13 protein-coding genes are annotated in these 17,785 nt (G+C 62.5%); 5 read left to right on the top strand and 8 right to left on the bottom strand.

Annotation, left to right across the window (positions count from 1 at the left end; translation table 11 throughout):
• Positions 1 to 294: 294 nt before the first annotated feature.
• Complete coding sequence (locus tag PFU01S_RS14045) at positions 295 to 1,758, bottom strand: glyceraldehyde-3-phosphate dehydrogenase (RefSeq protein WP_027915082.1); 1,464 nt, start codon at positions 1,756 to 1,758, stop codon at positions 295 to 297.
• A gap of 168 nt (positions 1,759 to 1,926) precedes the next feature.
• Here PFU01S_RS14045 and mfd point away from each other — a divergent pair, with 168 nt between their 5' ends.
• The 3 genes from mfd to PFU01S_RS21805 are packed head-to-tail and all read left to right on the top strand — an operon-like array spanning position 1,927 to position 9,282.
• Positions 1,927 to 5,376, top strand: a complete 3,450-nt coding sequence (mfd, locus tag PFU01S_RS14040) for a transcription-repair coupling factor (RefSeq protein ID WP_023534170.1) — start codon at positions 1,927 to 1,929, stop codon at positions 5,374 to 5,376.
• 9 nt (positions 5,377 to 5,385) lie between these two features.
• On the top strand, positions 5,386 to 5,952 hold the full coding sequence (locus PFU01S_RS14035) for a peptidoglycan binding protein CsiV (protein ID WP_027915084.1): 567 nt from the start codon (positions 5,386 to 5,388) through the stop codon (positions 5,950 to 5,952).
• Between the two features lie 3 nt (positions 5,953 to 5,955).
• Positions 5,956 to 9,282, top strand: a complete 3,327-nt coding sequence (locus tag PFU01S_RS21805; RefSeq protein WP_081783951.1) for a DEAD/DEAH box helicase — start codon at positions 5,956 to 5,958, stop codon at positions 9,280 to 9,282.
• Between the two features lie 63 nt (positions 9,283 to 9,345).
• Here the strand turns inward: PFU01S_RS21805 and nagZ are convergent, their stop codons facing one another.
• Together nagZ and PFU01S_RS14020 are read right to left on the bottom strand one after the other, a co-directional pair.
• Positions 9,346 to 10,344 carry a beta-N-acetylhexosaminidase gene (gene nagZ / locus PFU01S_RS14025; RefSeq protein ID WP_174435402.1) on the bottom strand — a complete coding sequence of 333 codons (999 nt, stop codon included), beginning with the start codon at positions 10,342 to 10,344 and terminating at the stop codon, positions 9,346 to 9,348.
• A gap of 69 nt (positions 10,345 to 10,413) precedes the next feature.
• Positions 10,414 to 11,127 carry a TetR/AcrR family transcriptional regulator gene (locus PFU01S_RS14020; RefSeq protein WP_028687362.1) on the bottom strand — a complete coding sequence of 238 codons (714 nt, stop codon included), beginning with the start codon at positions 11,125 to 11,127 and terminating at the stop codon, positions 10,414 to 10,416.
• Between the two features lie 229 nt (positions 11,128 to 11,356).
• On the opposite strand from PFU01S_RS14020, the gene lexA reads away from it, so the two are divergent.
• Both lexA and sulA read left to right on the top strand, forming a co-directional pair.
• The gene (gene lexA / locus PFU01S_RS14015) at positions 11,357 to 11,965 is read left to right on the top strand and encodes a transcriptional repressor LexA (protein ID WP_023534260.1); all 609 of its coding nucleotides are present in this window, start codon (positions 11,357 to 11,359) and stop codon (positions 11,963 to 11,965) included.
• Positions 11,966 to 11,978: 13 nt separating this feature from the next.
• Positions 11,979 to 12,455 carry an SOS-induced cell division inhibitor SulA gene (gene sulA, locus PFU01S_RS14010; protein WP_023534256.1) on the top strand — a complete coding sequence of 159 codons (477 nt, stop codon included), beginning with the start codon at positions 11,979 to 11,981 and terminating at the stop codon, positions 12,453 to 12,455.
• A 171-nt stretch (positions 12,456 to 12,626) separates the two neighbouring features.
• On the opposite strand, the gene PFU01S_RS14005 is transcribed toward sulA, so the two are convergent.
• The 5 genes from PFU01S_RS14005 to fadA all read right to left on the bottom strand — a co-directional run bounded on the left by PFU01S_RS14005 (position 12,627) and on the right by fadA (position 17,771).
• Positions 12,627 to 12,860 carry a hypothetical protein gene (locus tag PFU01S_RS14005; protein WP_023534164.1) on the bottom strand — a complete coding sequence of 78 codons (234 nt, stop codon included), beginning with the start codon at positions 12,858 to 12,860 and terminating at the stop codon, positions 12,627 to 12,629.
• A 50-nt stretch (positions 12,861 to 12,910) separates the two neighbouring features.
• On the bottom strand, positions 12,911 to 13,426 hold the full coding sequence (locus tag PFU01S_RS14000) for a DUF6586 family protein (protein ID WP_028687363.1): 516 nt from the start codon (positions 13,424 to 13,426) through the stop codon (positions 12,911 to 12,913).
• A 126-nt stretch (positions 13,427 to 13,552) separates the two neighbouring features.
• Positions 13,553 to 16,162 carry a type I DNA topoisomerase gene (topA, locus tag PFU01S_RS13995; RefSeq protein WP_027915088.1) on the bottom strand — a complete coding sequence of 870 codons (2,610 nt, stop codon included), beginning with the start codon at positions 16,160 to 16,162 and terminating at the stop codon, positions 13,553 to 13,555.
• Positions 16,163 to 16,262: 100 nt separating this feature from the next.
• On the bottom strand, positions 16,263 to 16,514 hold the full coding sequence (locus PFU01S_RS13990; protein WP_027915089.1) for a DUF1653 domain-containing protein: 252 nt from the start codon (positions 16,512 to 16,514) through the stop codon (positions 16,263 to 16,265).
• Positions 16,515 to 16,595: 81 nt separating this feature from the next.
• Positions 16,596 to 17,771, bottom strand: a complete 1,176-nt coding sequence (gene fadA, locus PFU01S_RS13985) for an acetyl-CoA C-acyltransferase FadA (RefSeq protein WP_027915090.1) — start codon at positions 17,769 to 17,771, stop codon at positions 16,596 to 16,598.
• Positions 17,772 to 17,785: the final 14 nt, after the last annotated feature.

Genomic DNA, 17,785 nt, shown 5'->3' with positions numbered 1-17,785 from the left:
GAACGGCGCGCACATTAACCCTTGGTCGCGTCGTAGGCCAATTTCGCCCGCACTACATAAACCACCTTCTCCTTGGCGGCAATCATCCTCGTCCCCGCTTTCGATCACCTTTCACTACCTGCTCAGGCGAAAAAACCGCTCAGGCACCTGCCAAACGGCGGTCATTGTCCCTGAAATGTCGCGTTGAGTCACTCGGTGCCCCCTGCGCTCTGCGAGTACAAGCACCCGTGCCCGGCCGCCCAAACGAAAACGGGAACCCGAAGGTTCCCGTGTGTTCAGCGTCTGAACGGCCGATCAGCGTGGAAAGGCAGGTGGGTTGACCCCGGCCATGTCTTCCATCACGCGCACGACCTGGCAGCTGTAGCCGAACTCGTTGTCATACCACACGTACAGCACGACGCGGTTGTCGTTGCAGATGGTGGCTTCGGCGTCTACCACACCGGCGTGGCGCGAGCCCACGAAGTCGGTGGAGACCACTTCCTGGGAGCTGACGTAGTCGATCTGCTTGTGCAGGTCCGAGTGCATGGCCGTCTGGCGCAGGTACTCGTTGATTTCCTCGCGGCTGGTGGCCTTTTCCAGGTTCAGGTTGAGGATGGCCATCGACACGTTCGGCGTCGGCACGCGAATGGCGTTGCCGGTCAACTTGCCCTTGAGCACTGGCAGGGCCTTGGCGGCGGCGGTGGCAGCACCGGTTTCGGTGATGACCATGTTCAGCGGCGCGGCGCGGCCACGGCGGCTGCCCTTGTGGAAGTTGTCGATCAGGTTCTGGTCGTTGGTGAACGAGTGAACGGTTTCGACGTGGCCGTTGACGATGCCGTACTGGTCGTTGACGGCCTTGAGCACCGGCACGATGGCGTTGGTGGTGCAGGAGGCGGCGGAGATGATCTTGTCATCGGCCGTGATCTCGCCATGGTTGATGCCGTGCACGATGTTCTTCAGGGCACCCTTGCCAGGTGCGGTGAGGATCACGCGGCTGGCACCCGGGCACGCCAGGTGCTGGCCCAGGCCGTCGGCATCACGCCATACGCCGGTGTTGTCCACGATCAGCGCGTTGTCGATACCGTACTGGGTGTAGTCGACTTCGCTCGGGTTCTTGGCATAGATGATCTGGATCAGGTTGCCGTTGGCCGTCAGGGTGTTGTTGGCTTCGTCGATGGTGATGGTGCCATCGAACGGCCCGTGCACCGAGTCACGACGCAGCAGGCTGGCACGCTTGACCAGATCGTTCTCGGCGCCTTTGCGCACGACGATGGCACGCAGGCGCAGGCCGTCGCCGCCACCGGTCTTCTCGATCAGGATACGCGCCAGCAGGCGACCGATACGGCCGAAACCATACAGCACGACGTCGGTGCCCTTGCGCGCAGCGGCGTTCTGCTGGCCCACCACGTCGGCCAGCTCCTCACGCACGAACTGCTCGGCGCTGCGGCCGTTGCCTTCGAGCTTGAACTTGTTGGCCAGCTTGCCCAGGTCGACCGAGGCGGCGCCCAGCTTCAGCTCGCTCATGGCCTTGAGCAGGGGGAATGTCTCGTGAACGGACAGTTCGGTTTCGTCGGTCTGGCGATGACGCGCAAAGCGGTGTGCCTTGAGGATCGAGATAACCGAACGGTTGATCAGGCTGCGGCCATAGATCGAGCTCACCACATTGTTGTTGCGGTAGAGCTGACCGATAAGCGGGATCATCGCTTCAGCCAGGGCTTCACGATCGATCCACTCACCAAGACACTGGTCGGGCTTCTGAGTCACGGGAACCTTCCACATGTAGGGACAGAAAAAAGGGGCTACATTATGACGCCCCGATGCGTAACCGGCAATGAGCGCCTGTCGAGGTCACGCACATCGATCATCCTGCCCCATTGGAGCCTGACAGCCGCCAGCGTCACCGGTACAATCGGTCTCTTTGCCGAAACGCTTGGAGTGCAATCTCCCGTGTCAGTTCTGCGCCTACCGCAACTGTCGGCTACCGCCGGCAAACAAACCTGGGGCAACCTGCCCGGTGCCGCCCTCAGCCTTGCCATCGCCGAGGCCGCCAGCAGCGCTGGCCGCTTTACCCTGCTACTGACGGCAGACAGCCAGGCCGCCGACCGCCTGGAGCAGGAACTGAAGTTCTTCGCGCCCGAGTTGCCAGTGCTGCCGTTTCCCGACTGGGAGACCCTGCCCTACGACCTGTTCTCGCCCCACCAGGACATCATCTCCCAGCGCATCGCCAGCCTGTACCGGTTGCCCGAGCTGAGCCACGGCATCCTGGTGGTGCCCATTACCACGGCCTTGCATCGCCTGGCCCCTACCCGCTTCCTGCTGGGCAGCAGCCTGGTGCTGGACGTGGGTCAGACCATCGATGTGGAGCAGATGCGCAGCCGCCTCGAAGCCAGTGGCTACCGCTGCGTCGACACCGTCTATGAGCATGGCGAGTTCGCCGTGCGTGGGGCCTTGATCGACCTGTTCCCGATGGGCAGCAAGCTGCCCTACCGCATCGACCTGTTCGACGACGAAATCGAGACGCTGCGCACGTTCGACCCCGAGACCCAGCGCTCGATCGACAAGGTCGACTCCATTCGCCTGCTGCCGGCTCGCGAATTTCCGATGCAAAAAGAGGAAGTCACCCGGTTCAAGGCACGCTTTCGCGAGCGTTTCGACGTGGATTTTCGCCGCAGCGCGATCTTCCAGGACCTGGCCAGCGGCATCATCCCGTCAGGCATCGAGTACTACCTGCCGCTGTTCTTCGAAGAAACCTCGACCCTGTTCGACTACTTGCCAGCCGATACCCAGGTGTTTTCGCTGCCGGGCGTCGAGCAGGCGGCCGAGCATTTCTGGAACGACGTGCGCGGGCGCTATGAGGACCGCCGGGGCGACCTGAGCCGGCCCTTGCTGCCGCCGGCCGAGCTGTTCATGCCAGTGGAAGATTGTTTCGCACGCCTCAAGCAGTGGCCAAGGGTGGTGGTCAGCCGTGATGACCTGGACCCCGGCGCCGGGCGCCAGCGCTTCGCCGCCCGCGCCCTGCCCGACCTTGCCATCGAAGCCAAGGCCAACCAGCCGCTGGCGGCATTGGCAGGGTTTCTCGACCAGTTCGATGGCCGCGTATTGTTCACCGCAGAGTCGGCCGGGCGCCGCGAAGTGCTGCTCGAGCTGCTCGAACGGCTCAAGCTGCGCCCGAACACGGTCGAAGGCTGGACCGACTTCGTCACCGGCAGCGAACGCCTGAACATCACCATCGCACCGCTCGACGAAGGCCTGCTGCTCGACGATCCGGCCATGGCCCTGATAGCCGAAAGCCCGCTGTTCGGTCAGCGGGTGATGCAGCGTCGCCGCCGCGACAAGCGCGGCGAAACCGCCAACGACGCCGTCATCAAGAACCTGACCGAGCTGCGCGAAGGCGCACCGGTGGTGCACATCGACCATGGCGTAGGCCGCTACCTGGGCTTGGCCACGCTGGAAATCGACGGCCAGGCCGCCGAGTTCCTTACCCTTGAATACGCCGAGGGCGCCAAGCTCTACGTGCCGGTTGCCAACCTGCACCTGATCGCCCGCTACACTGGCAGCGATGACGCGCTGGCGCCCCTGCACCGCCTGGGCTCGGAAACCTGGCAGAAAGCCAAGCGCAAGGCTGCCGAACAGGTACGCGACGTCGCCGCCGAGCTGCTCGACATCTATGCCCGCCGAGCAGCGCGCAAGGGTTATGCGTTCGCCGACCCCGCCGCCGACTACGCCACGTTCAGCGCAGGCTTCCCGTTCGAGGAGACCCCCGACCAGCAAGCGGCCATCGAAGCGGTACGCGCCGACATGCTGGCGCCCAAGCCCATGGACCGCCTGGTGTGCGGCGACGTGGGCTTCGGCAAGACCGAAGTGGCCATGCGTGCAGCGTTCATCGCCGTGCACAGTGGTCGCCAGGTGGCTGTGCTGGTGCCCACCACCCTGCTGGCCCAGCAGCATTACAACAGTTTCCGCGACCGTTTCGCGGACTGGCCAGTCACCGTCGAGGTAATGAGCCGCTTCAAGTCGGCCAAGGAAGTGGCCAACGCCGCGGCCGAGCTGGCCGAGGGCAAGATCGACATCCTGATCGGCACCCACAAGCTGCTCCAGGACGACGTGCGCTTCAAGGACCTGGGCCTGGCCATCATCGACGAAGAGCATCGTTTCGGGGTGCGTCAGAAAGAGCAGCTCAAGGCGCTGCGCAGCGAAGTGGACATCCTCACCCTGACCGCCACGCCCATCCCGCGCACCTTGAACATGGCTGTGGCGGGTATGCGCGATCTGTCGATCATCGCCACGCCACCGGCGCGGCGCCTGTCGGTACGCACCTTCGTCATGGAACAGAACAACAGCACCGTCAAGGAAGCGCTGCTGCGCGAACTGCTGCGCGGCGGCCAGGTGTACTACCTGCACAACGATGTGAAAACCATCGAGAAATGCGCCGCCGACCTGGCCGAGCTGGTCCCCGAGGCGCGCATCGGCATTGGCCACGGCCAGATGCGCGAGCGCGAGCTGGAACAGGTGATGAGCGACTTCTACCACAAGCGCTTCAACGTGCTGGTGGCCTCGACCATCATCGAAACCGGCATCGACGTGCCCAGCGCCAACACCATCGTCATCGAGCGTGCCGACAAGTTCGGCCTGGCCCAGCTGCATCAACTGCGTGGCCGAGTCGGTCGCAGCCACCACCAGGCCTATGCCTACCTGCTGACGCCAACGCGCCAGAAGGTCAGCGGCGACGCCGAAAAACGCCTCGAAGCCATCGCCAACACTCAAGACCTGGGCGCCGGGTTCGTGCTCGCGACCAACGACCTGGAAATCCGCGGGGCTGGCGAATTGCTCGGGGATGGCCAGAGCGGCCAGATTCAGGCGGTGGGCTTTACCCTGTACATGGAAATGCTCGAGCGCGCCGTCAAGGCGATCCGCAAGGGCACCCAGCCCAACCTGGAGCAACCACTGGGCGGCGGCCCGGAAATCAACCTGCGCCTGCCGGCCCTGATCCCCGAGGACTACCTGCCGGACGTGCATGCGCGGCTGATCCTGTACAAGCGCATCGCCTCGGCAGCCGATGAGGAAGGGCTCAAGGACCTGCAGGTCGAAATGATCGACCGCTTCGGCCTTCTGCCAGAGCCCACCAAGAACCTCATGCGCCTGACGCTGCTCAAGTTGCAGGCGGAGAAACTCGGCATCAAGAAAGTCGACGCCGGCCCCAACGGCGGCAAGCTGGAGTTCGAGGCCGAAACGCCGGTCGATCCTCTGACCCTGATCAAGCTGATCCAGAGCCAGCCCAAGCGCTACAAGTTCGAGGGCGCCACTCAGTTCCGCTTCCTGGTTCCGATGGAACGGCCTGATGAGCGCTTCAACACCCTTGAGGCGCTGTTCGAGCGCCTGACACCAAAGCCTGCCTAAGGAAGATCCATGCGCGCCATTCGCTGTCTGACCCTGCTGCTGGTGGCGTTTGCCCCAGCGGCATTCGCCCAGGGCCCGTACCAGGTCGAAATGATCCTGGTACGGCAGAACAACGTACCCGCGTTTACCAGCCCCTTCGCTCCCGAAGACTGGAGCGCCGGGGCGCCACGGCTGGACAAGAGCGCAGAGCAGCGCCCAGCCCTGGAAGACGAGGCCACGCGCCTGGGCGCCACGGCCGACTACACGGTGCTCATGCATCGGGCCTGGCAACAGCAGGTAGGCGATGGGCCCAGTCGCATCGCATTGGGTGAGGGTGCCGAGCAGTTCGGCCATTTCCCGATCGAGGGCAACCTGAGCATCACCCAGGGCCGCTTCATCCAGGTTGAAGCCAACCTCTGGGTCAACCAGCTCGACAGCAACGGCAGCGTGCTGCAGAGCGAGCAGTTTCGCCAGGCCAACAGCAATGTGAAAGGCGGACAACTGACCTACCTGGACGGCGGCCATCTGGCCATGCTCCTGAAGATCACCCCACCCGGCACACCCAAGATGCCATCGCTGGACATGCTGGAGCAGTAGCCCATGAGCCGCAATGGACCGGATGCCTTCGAGCTGCTGAACGAGTACCCCAACTGGATCGAATGTTTCGACGCAGGCACTCTGAGGCGAGGCGAGGTTTACGCGAGCAAGGGCATGTCCGAGCTGGAGTACCTAAACGGGCAAAGGTTTTCCGCTCTGTGCAAAGGCAGTGCAGGACAAACCTACCGGCAGGACATCGAAGTGAGCGTGCATGCCGGGCGCCTGCTCGTAAAAGGCCGGTGCAGTTGCCCTGTTGCGCGCAACTGCAAGCACTGCGCAGCTGCGCTGCTGCTGATCAGCGACCCCTTCGACACGCCACTGATAGCCAAGCCCACCTCTGCAAAGATGTCAGCCGAGCTTCAACATTGGCTCAGCAATCTCGAACAAGCGCCCGCGCCGGTCGAACCGGGCAAAGACAGGCGCGGGCGCTCGGTCTGCTACAACTTGCGCCTTCAGGACGATGCCAGTTGCTCAGTGGTCGTGCGCAAGGGCGCCGAAACCGAAGACGGCATTCGCTTCAGCCGGGTGCAGTCGGTCTACGACTTCCTGTACGACCGACCGAAGTTCGTGACCGAAGAAGACGCGCGCATCCTGCGTCTGCTCTCCTCGCTCAATCAGGGGGGCGGCCAGGAGCGAGGCTACAGGCTGACCGGGGCCGAAGGCGGTGAGTTGCTCCAGCGCATCATCGACACGGGCCGACTGTACCTGTTCGACACCCAACCGCAACTGGTGCCCGGGCCGGTGCGCCAGGGCGAGTTTCGCTGGGTGCGCCTGGACAATGGTGCGTACCGTGGCTTGTGGTTCACCGGCGGGGATAAAACCAACTGCGTCATCCCGTTGCTTCCGCTGTACTACCTGGACATGGTCACCCATGAGATCGGTATTCTCGAACATGGGCTCAACCCCCACGTTGCAATGCAACTGACCCTCGCACCCGAGGTGCCGGAGCACTTGGTCGTGCCACTCAGCCACAAGCTCAATGCCTTGAGCCATGCCGTGCCGACGCCGACCGAGGTCGAAGAGCAACACGTCGATGACATCCAGCCCAAGGCGCACCTCGCGCTCGGGAGCCTGGAGTTCACCGCCTACATGCCCAAGACCGGCCGCATGCAGCGCCAGATGCAGCATCGCGCCGCGTTGTCGTTCGACTACGACGGCCTGTCGGCCAGCGGTAATACCGACAAGCCGCTCACGCGCCTGGTGGGCAGTGTGAGCCAGCGCATCAGCCGTCAACCCAAGGCTGAGCAAGCCCTGCGCAATGTCCTGCGCGACATGGGGTTCAAGGTCGCGACCCGGCAGAGCAAGGCGCTGCCCGACAGCGCGGGCGAGATGTTCCTGCTCGCCGACGACGAAGCCTGGCTGCAGTTCGTGCGCACAGACCTGCCCCGGCTGCGTGAGGCGGGCTGGCAGGTGGATGTCAACCGCGACTTCGCGTTCGACTTGCAGGAAGTGGAGGACTGGTACGCCACCGTCGATGAAACGCCAGGCCATGAATGGTTCGACCTCGAACTGGGTATCGTCGTCGATGGACAGCGGCACAGCCTGCTGCCCATCGTGCTGCAGCTGTTGCGCAATAGCCCTGAACTGCTGCGTCCCAGCGAACTGGCCAAGCGCAATGACGAGGAGCACCTGCTGATCGATCTCAACCGCGGCCGGATCGACGCCTCCGCCCTGCGCGTGGCACTGCCTTATGGCCGGGTCAAGGCCGTGATGGCGACCTTGGGCGAGCTGTACATGAGCGAACCCGAAGCCGGAACGGCACTGCGCATGAGCCGAGCAGACGCTGCGCGCCTGAACGGGATCGAAGCGCTGCCGCTGCATTGGGAAGGCGGGGAGCATGTGCGCGATTTGGGTCGCCGCCTGCGGGATGCCAGGGATCTGCAGGTCGCCCCACCTGCCGGCTTGCACGCCAGCCTGCGCGGCTACCAGCAGCAAGGGCTCAACTGGCTGCAAGCACTGCGGGAGATGGGCACCGGTGGCATCCTTGGGGATGACATGGGCCTGGGCAAAACCTTGCAAGCCCTTGCCCATGTGCTGCTGGAAAAAGAAGCGGGCCGTTTGACGACGCCAGCACTGGCGGTCATGCCGACCAGCCTGCTACCCAATTGGCTGGACGAGGCGCAGCGTTTTGCACCTGACCTTCGGGTGCTGGCCCTGCACGGGCCAGCACGCAGCAAGCATTTCACCCGTCTGCAGGATTACGACCTCATCCTGACCACCTATGCCCTGGTGCCCCGCGACCTCGCGCATTTGCGTGCGCAGCCATGGCACCTGCTGTTGCTCGACGAGGCGCAGAACATCAAGAGCAGCACAAGCAAGGCCGCCATGGCTGTGTGCCAACTGCAGGCTACCCAGCGCCTGTGCCTGACCGGTACACCGATGGAAAACAACCTCGGCGAGCTGTGGTCGATCTTCCACTTCCTGATGCCCGGCTGGCTGGGTGACCTCAAGCGTTTCAATCAGGACTACCGCACGCCCATTGAGCGCCAGGGCAATACCGAGCGCCTGACCCACCTGATCACGCGCATTCGCCCCTTCCTGCTGCGCCGCACGAAGGAGCAAGTCGCCACCGAACTGCCAGCCAAGACGGAGCTGGTGCACTGGGTCGAACTGAGCGACGCACAGCGTGACACCTACGAGGCCGTGCGGGTGGCGATGGACAAGAAGGTTCGCGACGAGGTAGCCCGTAATGGTGCCGCACGCAGCCAGATCGTCATTCTCGACGCACTGCTCAAGCTGCGCCAGGTGTGTTGCGACCTGCGCCTGGTCAAGGGCGTGGACATCAAGGGCAACCAGAGCGACAAGGGCAAGCTGGGCGCGCTGCTGGAGATGCTCGAAGAGCTGATGAGCGAAGGTCGCCGCGTGCTGCTGTTCTCCCAGTTCACCTCGATGCTGGCGTTGATCGAGCAGGAACTGAAAAAACGCAGCATTTCCTACAGCCTGTTGACCGGTGACACCCGCGACCGTCGCACCCCTGTCCAGCAATTCCAGGCGGGGGATAGCCAGGTCTTTCTGATCAGCCTCAAGGCAGGCGGGGTGGGCTTGAACCTGACAGCAGCCGACACCGTGATTCATTACGACCCGTGGTGGAACCCGGCCAGCGAAAACCAGGCGACCGACCGGGCCTACCGCATCGGCCAGGACAAGCCCGTGTTCGTGTTCAAGCTGATCACCCGGGGCACGGTGGAGGAAAAGATCCAGCTGTTGCAGCAGGAGAAAGCAGCGCTGGCCACCAGCCTGCTTGACGGAGGCAAGGCTGGGCAGTGGCGACTGGGGGACGAGGAAATCGAAGCGTTGTTTGCGCCCTTGCCGGGCAAGCGGGGTCGGTAAAACCTGTCGGGACGCGCACTGGCTGGGTGAACGCGTCCCGACAGCCTGCTTGGCAATAAGCGGCTAGTCGATCAACTGCGCGTCCTTGAGCGCACCCAGCGCCTGCAGCCAACGCGGATGTTGGCGATAATCGGTGCAGGCCGTGCCTTGACCGCGCATGCTGGCGATCCGAGGCGACGGCGTGACCCGCAGGCGCTGAGCCGCGCCCAGCGCCAATTCGGCTGCAGCCCGGTCGTTGCAAACCAGCCCCATATCACACCCGGCAGTGAACGCAGCTTCGATGCGGCTGGCCGCATCACCCACCACATGAGCACCGGCCATGGACAGGTCGTCGCTGAAGATGACCCCGTCAAAACCCAGCTCGCCGCGCAAAATATCTTGCAGCCACCGGCGGGAAAAGCCTGCCGGGCGGTTGTCGACCTGCGGATAGATCACATGGGCAGGCATCACTGCCGCCAATTGACCGCTCAGCCGGCTGAACGGCACCAGGTCCGCCGCTCGCAGCTGCTCCAGGCTACGCTCGTCAGTGGGTATCGCTACGTGGGAATCAGCTTCTGCCCAGCCATGGCCTGGGAAATGTTTGCCACAGGCCGCCATGCCTGCCGCGTTCATGCCGCGGATGAATGCGCCCGCCAGTTGCGTAGCTCGAAGCGGATCGCCCTCGAAGGCTCGGCTGCCCACCACCGCGCTGCGCTGGTGATCCAAGTCCAGCACCGGGGCGAAGCTCAGGTCCAGGCCAACGGCAAGCACTTCGGTCGCCATCAACCAGCCACATTGTTCGGCCAGGTACTCGGCATTGGCAGTGTCGGCCAGGGCACGCATGGCCGGCAAGCGCACGAACCCCTGGCGCAGACGCTGCACTCGGCCTCCCTCCTGATCGACGGCCAGGATCAGGTCAGGGCGCAGTGCGCGAATGGAGGCGCACAACGCGCGCACCTGCCGCGGGCTTTCGATGTTGCGGGCGAAGATGATCAACCCCGCCACTTCAGGCTGGCGCAACAGCTGCCGGTCTTCGGCGGTCAGCCAGGTGCCGGCGATATCCACCATCAAGGAGCCTTGCAGGCTGACGGTCATGAGAAATCCTTCAATAGAGACAGGGAAAAGCCCGCTTGCGGCTGGCAACAGGCCAAGTTATGCCTTGACGGGAGCTGCACCGTTGGCGGTTTTGCTGCGCGGGCGCAACTGGGCGCTGGCCATGGCCGCGTCGGTGACGCCGGTATCGGCACGCATGCCGGCAGCCAGGAACGGCACCATCAGGCGCATCACCTGCTCGATGGAGGTGTTGATGCCGAAGTCAGTCTCGGCGATGGCCCGCAGCGCCTTGATGCCCGACATGCTGAACGCAGCAGCCCCGAGCATGAAGTGCACACGCCAGAACAATTCGATCGCAGGAATGCGTGGCGCGGCTTCGTTGACGAGCAACATGTAGCGGCGGAAGACCTTGCCGTACATGTCTTCGAGGTAACGGCGCAAATGGCCCTGGCTCTGGCTGAACGCCAAGCCAAGCAGCCGCATGAAGATCGACAGGTCGTTGTTGCTGCGCGGCTGCACAGCAAGGGCTTGCTCGACCAGCATCTCCAGCAATTCTTCAAGGGTAGGCTTGTGCTCGGGGCGGGCCTGACGCCGCTCCAGCTCGCGTTCGAGACTGGCGCAGAAGGGCCCCAGGAAACGAGAGAAGACCGCTTGGATCAGGGCTTTCTTGGAACCGAAGTGGTAGTTCACCGCCGCCAGGTTAACCCCGGCCTTGCTGGTGATCAGCCGCAACGAGGTTTCGGCGAACCCGCGCTCGGCAAACAGCTGCTCGGCAGCATCGAGGATGCGTTCAACGGTTTCCGATTGGGCCATGACTACTCCGAGCACTCCGCCATACAAACAGGTGTTTGAAACATACGTTTCAACCCCACATCTGTCAAGCGCTCGTGACCGGCCGGTCAGTCAAGCCATTGCAAGGTCGTGAAGCGGTGATCTCGAGGTGATCTGCTCCAGTCGGCTTACCCAGAGACTGCCAAAGCTTGCGGCTAGACCAATACTGTATATAATCCCAGTCACTGTACAAAAAGACAGAGCGCTGATCATGTTGAAACTGACGCCACGCCAAGCCGAAATCCTCGCCTTCATCAAGCGCAGCCTCGAGGACAACGGCTTTCCGCCGACCCGTGCCGAGATTGCCCAGGAGCTGGGTTTCAAATCCCCTAATGCCGCCGAGGAGCATCTCAAGGCGCTGGCCCGTAAAGGCGCTATCGAGATGACGCCCGGCGCCTCCCGAGGCATTCGCATTCCCGGCCTCGAAGCCAAGGCCGAGGAGGCCGGGCTCCCGATCATCGGCCGCGTTGCTGCCGGCGCCCCAATCCTTGCCGAGCAACACATCGAGCAATCCTGCAACATCAACCCCGCCTTTTTCCACCCCCAGGCCGACTATCTGTTGCGTGTTCACGGCATGAGCATGAAGAACGTGGGCATCCTCGATGGCGACCTGTTGGCGGTGCATACCTGCCGTGAAGCCCGCAACGGCCAGATCGTCGTGGCGCGCATCGGCGACGAAGTCACCGTCAAGCGCTTCAAGCGCGAAGGCAACAAGGTCTGGCTGCTGGCCGAAAACCCGGAATTCGCCCCTATCGAAGTCAACCTGAAAGATCAGGAACTGGTGATCGAGGGCTTGAGCGTCGGCGTCATTCGCCGCTGAATCAGGAGGCGTCATGCAGCCATTCACCCATACAACCGAGCAAGTCCAGTTGCCGCTGTTCGAAGCATTCCTCGCCCAGCCCGTCCTGCCTGGCCTCAAGGCCAGCGAACTGGCGCGCAAGAGTGACTTGCCCGACCTGTTCAGCGAATTGTCACTGCACGGCGCCCCCAGTCACTGTCATACCTTGCTGGCACCTGTACTACGTGAACTCAGCGAAGAAGACGAAACGCGCTGGCTGACCCTCATTGCGCCACCGTCGAGCCTGACACAGGCCTGGCTGCGCAGGGCTGGCCTAAACCGCGAGCGCATTCTGCTGCTTCATCCGCGCGGCAACCAGCCTCCCCTTCAGTTGGCGTGTGAAGCCCTACGCCTGGGCCGTAGCCACACCGTGGTCAGCTGGCTGGGGAGCGTCAATGCCAATGCACGTCAGTTGCTGTTGCGTGCAGCAAGCGTGGGTAACGCGCAAAGCCTGAACATTCGTTTCGGCTAACACTGCGGCATTCGCGCTACCAGCCTGACCGCTCCCAGGCCATGCTCACCCTGACGAGTAAAGATCGCCGGGAAAGCGCAACGCCTTTCCGACTGCCCCACATTCATCCGTCTGATACGCTTGCCGCCATCACCGGCCAGGCCGGTGACAGCGATCACACGACTGCGCGTTTCAGTGCAGAACGCGCGGCCCTTCGTCACGTTCGAGCTCGCCATCCACAAGCCGTCCAGCCATCTGTACCCCCACGCTGAGCATGGCTTTGGCCACCTCGACGTGCTGACCTTGCAGAAATACTTTGGCATCCTCTGAGAAATCCAGGGTTACCAGTGAGCCTTCATCCTCGGCGCGACGCAGTTCGATGCGGCCATCAGGCAACTCGACAATTTCCAGAAAAGACGTAGACATAAAGGGCGGTTCTCCACGAAAGGCGAGCATTGTACCAGCGCTCGAGGCCGTCAGCACTCACTCAACGCATCACGAAAACGCCTGACAAGCGCCTTGAGGTTGCTGCGCCACGCTTCAAGCTCGGCACGGGACAGCGGCGCAGGCACCTGCTCATCGAGGCTGACGGCCTGGATCAGCGGCTGGGTGACGTCAGTCTTGGGTGGTTTGCGCATCACGGGCGCTCGGAACAAGTCAGCATACGCAGCCAGCATCTGCGCCAGCCAGGTCTCCCGTTGCCGGGCAAGCTCCAGAAGCTCGGCAACTTCTGGTATGGCGATGCCGTTGAAGGCGTCATGGGCCAGGGCCTGCTCGACGGTTGCCAGCGCAGGCAAGCGATAGTACCCACTGATTTCGTGACACAGGCCAAGCAATGCACCGTGCAGATGAAACAATGCCGACTCCCGCTCAGCCTGCACCAGCCCCTGGGCGTTCATGGCCTGACTCTGTTCAGCCTTGGCCATCGATTCCAGTGCCAGCCCGGCAAAGAACAGTTTTTGATTGGTACGGGTATAGAGCTCCTGGGCCATGTGTCGCCCTCCCATCAGGTGGCTAAGCGGATTGCTGCATCATAAATGAAAGGGGCCGTGCTGCGGCCTTTCGTGGCATCAGCTCACGAAAAGCCGCCGCGCGGCCCCATCCTTGAACGCTAGTCCTCAGCGCTTGTCTTCGACTTTCCAGGTCTTGCCATCGTAGAACGCCTTCCAACCAGTAGGCTTGCCGTCCACTTCGGACTGGACGTATTGCTCCTTGGTCTTGCGGCTGTAGCGGATCACGGTAGGACGACCGTCCGGATCCTTCTGGGGCGCTTCGCACAGGAAATGGTACTTGGGATCGATCTCATGCTTGTGCGGAACAATCTCGCACACCAGGGGCGCACGCGTTTCGCGGTTCTTCGGGAACTGGCTGGCAGCCAGGAACAGCCCCGAAGCACCATCGCGCAGCACATAGGTGTCGTCCACCTTCTCGCACTTGAGCTCAGGCATGTCGACCTTGTCCATCTTCGGCGGCGCCGCTTCACCGCTTTTGAGCAGCTTGCGCGTGTTCTTGCACGCAGGGTTGGTGCACCCGAAGAACTTGCCGAAGCGCCCGGTCTTGAGCTGCATTTCGCTGCCGCACTTGTCGCACTCAAGGCTTGGGCCTTCGTAGCCTTTGATGCGATAGCTGCCCTCTTCGATCTCGTAACCCGGGCAATCGGGGTTATTCCCACAGATGTGCAGCTTGTGCTTTTCATCGAGCAGGTAGGCGTCCATCGCCGTCGCACAGACCGGGCAGCGGTGCTTGCCAAGCAAGACGCGCGACTCCGATTCACCCTCGTCGTCTGCAGCAATTTCGTCACCAGGCACGAGGTTGACCGTGGACTTGCAGCGCTCCTTGGGTGGCAGGCTGTAACCAGAGCAGCCCAGGAACACGCCCGTGGACGCTGTACGGATCATCATCGGCCGGCCACACTCCTTGCAAGGAATGTTGGTCATCGTCGGCTGGTTGGCGCGCATGCCGCCTTCGCTGGATTCGGCCGTCTGCAACTTTTTGCTGAAGTCGCCGTAGAACTCGTCCAGCACGTTCTTCCAGTCGCGTTCGCCGTGGGCGACGTCGTCGAGGTTCTCCTCCATGCCGGCGGTGAAACCGTAATCCATCAAATTGGAGAAACTCTCGGAAAGCCGCTCGGTCACGATATCGCCCATCTTTTCCGAGTAGAAGCGACGGTTGTGCAACGTCACGTAGCCACGGTCCTGGATGGTCGAGATGATCGCCGCATAGGTGGATGGACGGCCGATACCGCGTTTTTCCATTTCCTTGACCAGGCTGGCCTCGGTGAACCGTGCAGGCGGTTTGGTGAAGTGCTGGGTAGGATCAAGCTGCATCAGCTTGAGCGCTTCACCCTGGACCATTTCGGGCAGCACGTCGTCTTCACCAGGCTTGCTCTGCTGCGGCAACACGCGGGTGTAGCCATCGAACTTCAGGATACGGCCCTTGGCACGCAGCTCGAAGCTGCCTGCTGCCACGGTCACGCTGGTGGACAGGTACTGGGCCGGCGGCATCTGGCAGGCCAGGAACTGACGCCAGATCAGCTCGTACAGCCGCTCGGCATCGCGCTCCATACCGCTGAGCTTGGTCGGGTGGGTGCTCACGTCCGAAGGCCGGATGGCTTCGTGCGCCTCCTGAGCCCCCTCTTTGCTGCCGTAGACCTGCGGGGTTTCGGGCAGGTACTGCTTGCCGAATTCCCGCTCGATGTAGCTACGGGCCATTTCCAGCGCATCGCTCGACAGGTTGGTCGAATCGGTACGCATGTAGGTGATGTAACCCGCTTCGTACAGACGCTGGGCCATCATCATGGTTTTCTTCACGCCGAACCCCAGGCGATTGCTCGCCGCCTGTTGCAGGGTCGAGGTGATGAAGGGCGCTGAAGGCTTGCTGCTGGTCGGGCGGTCTTCACGCTTGACGACGCTATAGCTCGATGCCTTGAGCTTTTCCAGCGCGGCCATGGCCTGGGTTTCGTTCAGCGGCTTGAAGGCCTCGCCATTTTCACGGGCGACTTCGAAGCGAACCTTGGCGTTCTTGGCAGTGCCGAGATCGGCATGGATTTCCCAGTATTCCTGAGGAATGAAGGCACGAATCTCGCGTTCGCGTTCGACCACCAGCTTGACCGCTACCGATTGCACACGCCCGGCCGACAGGCCACGGGCAATCTTGGACCACAGCAACGGGGACACCATGTACCCCACTACGCGATCGAGAAAACGGCGCGCCTGCTGCGCGTTGACCCGATCGATGTCGAGCTCACCGGGCTGCGAAAACGCTTCCTGAATGGCTTTCTTGGTGATTTCGTTGAACACCACGCGCTTATAGCGGGTGTCGTCGCCACCGATGGCCTCACGCAGGTGCCAGGCGATCGCCTCCCCTTCGCGGTCCAAGTCGGTCGCGAGGTAGATGGTGTCGGCGTCCTTGGCCAGGCGGCGCAGCTCGTCGATCACCTTTTCCTTGCCGGGAAGGATCTCGTACTTGGCTTTCCAGCCCTGGTCCGGGTCGACGCCCATGCGTGCAACCAGCTGGCGACGCGCCTTTTCTTTGGGCGAAAGGGCCGGTGCCTCACCCGCCGCCTTGCCACGCTTGGCGGCCGGCTCTTTGCTCGCGCTAGCCGAACCGCTGGTGGGAAGGTCTCGGATATGGCCGATACTCGACTTCACCACGTACTGGTTGCCCAGGTACTTGTTGATGGTCTTGGCCTTGGCCGGGGATTCCACAATGACCAGCGATTTGCCCATGGATCGGAGTATTCCTGAATCTGAAGATTGAAAACACGTCAGGTACCAGACGCGGCACCGCTATATATAGTGGCAAAACTGCGAGGTCAAGTTCAGAACATCACGCCTGCGACTTGTCCGACATCCCGCAAAGCCCTTCTTCGGCCTTGATCAACGCAAAGCGGGGCACCTGTTCGCCATCGACTTCCACCGACTCGCGGAACATCGACAGCGGGCGCACCCAGAAGCTGTAATCACCATACAGGCATTGGTAGAACACCATCCACTCCTCGCTCTCGGAGTGCCGCGCAACACTGAACACGCGGTACTCCGGGCCCTTGTAATGCCGGTACACACCTGGCTGGATCTGCATGTCGTCTTCCTCCTGATGCCATCGAAACCCAAAAAACAAAACCGGGGCACGAGGCCCCGGTTGCTGTCCTTCTCCTGCGCCTTAGACGCGTTCAAAGACAGTGGTGATACCTTGGCCAAGGCCGACGCACATGGTCGCAACCCCCAGCGTGCCGCCATTTTGCTTCATGACGTTGAGCAGGGTGCCGGAAATACGCGCCCCGGAGCAACCAAACGGGTGACCCAAGGCGATCGCGCCGCCGTGCAGGTTAACCTTCTCATTCATCTTGTCGAGCACTTTCAAGTCTTTCAACACAGGCAGCGCCTGTGCGGCGAACGCCTCGTTGAGTTCGATGAAGTCGATGTCGGCCATGCTCAAGCCCGCGCGCTTGAGGGCTTTCTGGGTGGCCGGTACTGGGCCGTAGCCCATGATCGCGGGGTCGACGCCCGCCACTGCCATGGCCCGAATGACCGCCAGAGGCTCGATACCCAGGTCCATCGCACGCTGGCCTGACATCACGATCATGCACGAGGCACCGTCGGTGATCTGGGAAGAAGTACCTGCGGTCACGGTTCCGCCTTTGGGGTTGAAGGCCGGCTTGAGCGACGCCAGGCCCTCGAGGGTGGTTTCCGGACGAATGGTTTCGTCGAAGTCGAACACTTTCAGGAAACCGTTCTCGTCATACCCCTGCATGGGGATGATCTCGTCCTTGAACTTGCCCTCGATGGTGGCCTTGTGCGCCAGCTGGTGCGAGCGCACGCCGAACTGATCCTGCTGTTCACGCGTGATGCCGTGCATCTTGCCCAGCATCTCGGCCGTCAGGCCCATCATGCCCGAGGCCTTGGCCGCATGCAGCGCCAGGTGTGGGTTGGGGTCTACGCCATGCATCATGCTCACGTGCCCCATGTGCTCGACGCCGCCAATCACGAACACGTCGCCATTGCCAGTCATGATCGCCTGGGCGGCGGTGTGCAGTGCGCTCATCGACGAGCCGCACAGCCGGCTGACGGTCTGCGCCGCAGAGGTGTGCGGGATCTGGGTCATCAACGAGGCCATGCGGGCGATGTTCCAGCCCTGCTCCAGGGTCTGGTTCACACAGCCCCAGATCACATCCTCGACTTCCTTGGGATCGACCTTGTCGTTGCGCTCAAGCAACTTGCTGATCAGGTGCGCCGACATGTCTTCGGCACGGGTATTGCGGTGCATGCCACCCTTGGAGCGGCCCATTGGCGTGCGACCGAAGTCGACGATCACCACGTCTCTTGGATTAAGGCTCATATCAAATCTCTCGC

The organism is Pseudomonas fulva NBRC 16637 = DSM 17717 (assembly GCF_000730565.1).
In the GTDB taxonomy this organism is placed as follows: Bacteria; Pseudomonadota; Gammaproteobacteria; order Pseudomonadales; family Pseudomonadaceae; genus Aquipseudomonas; species Aquipseudomonas fulva.
This window is presented reverse-complemented; position numbering and strand designations above follow the sequence as displayed.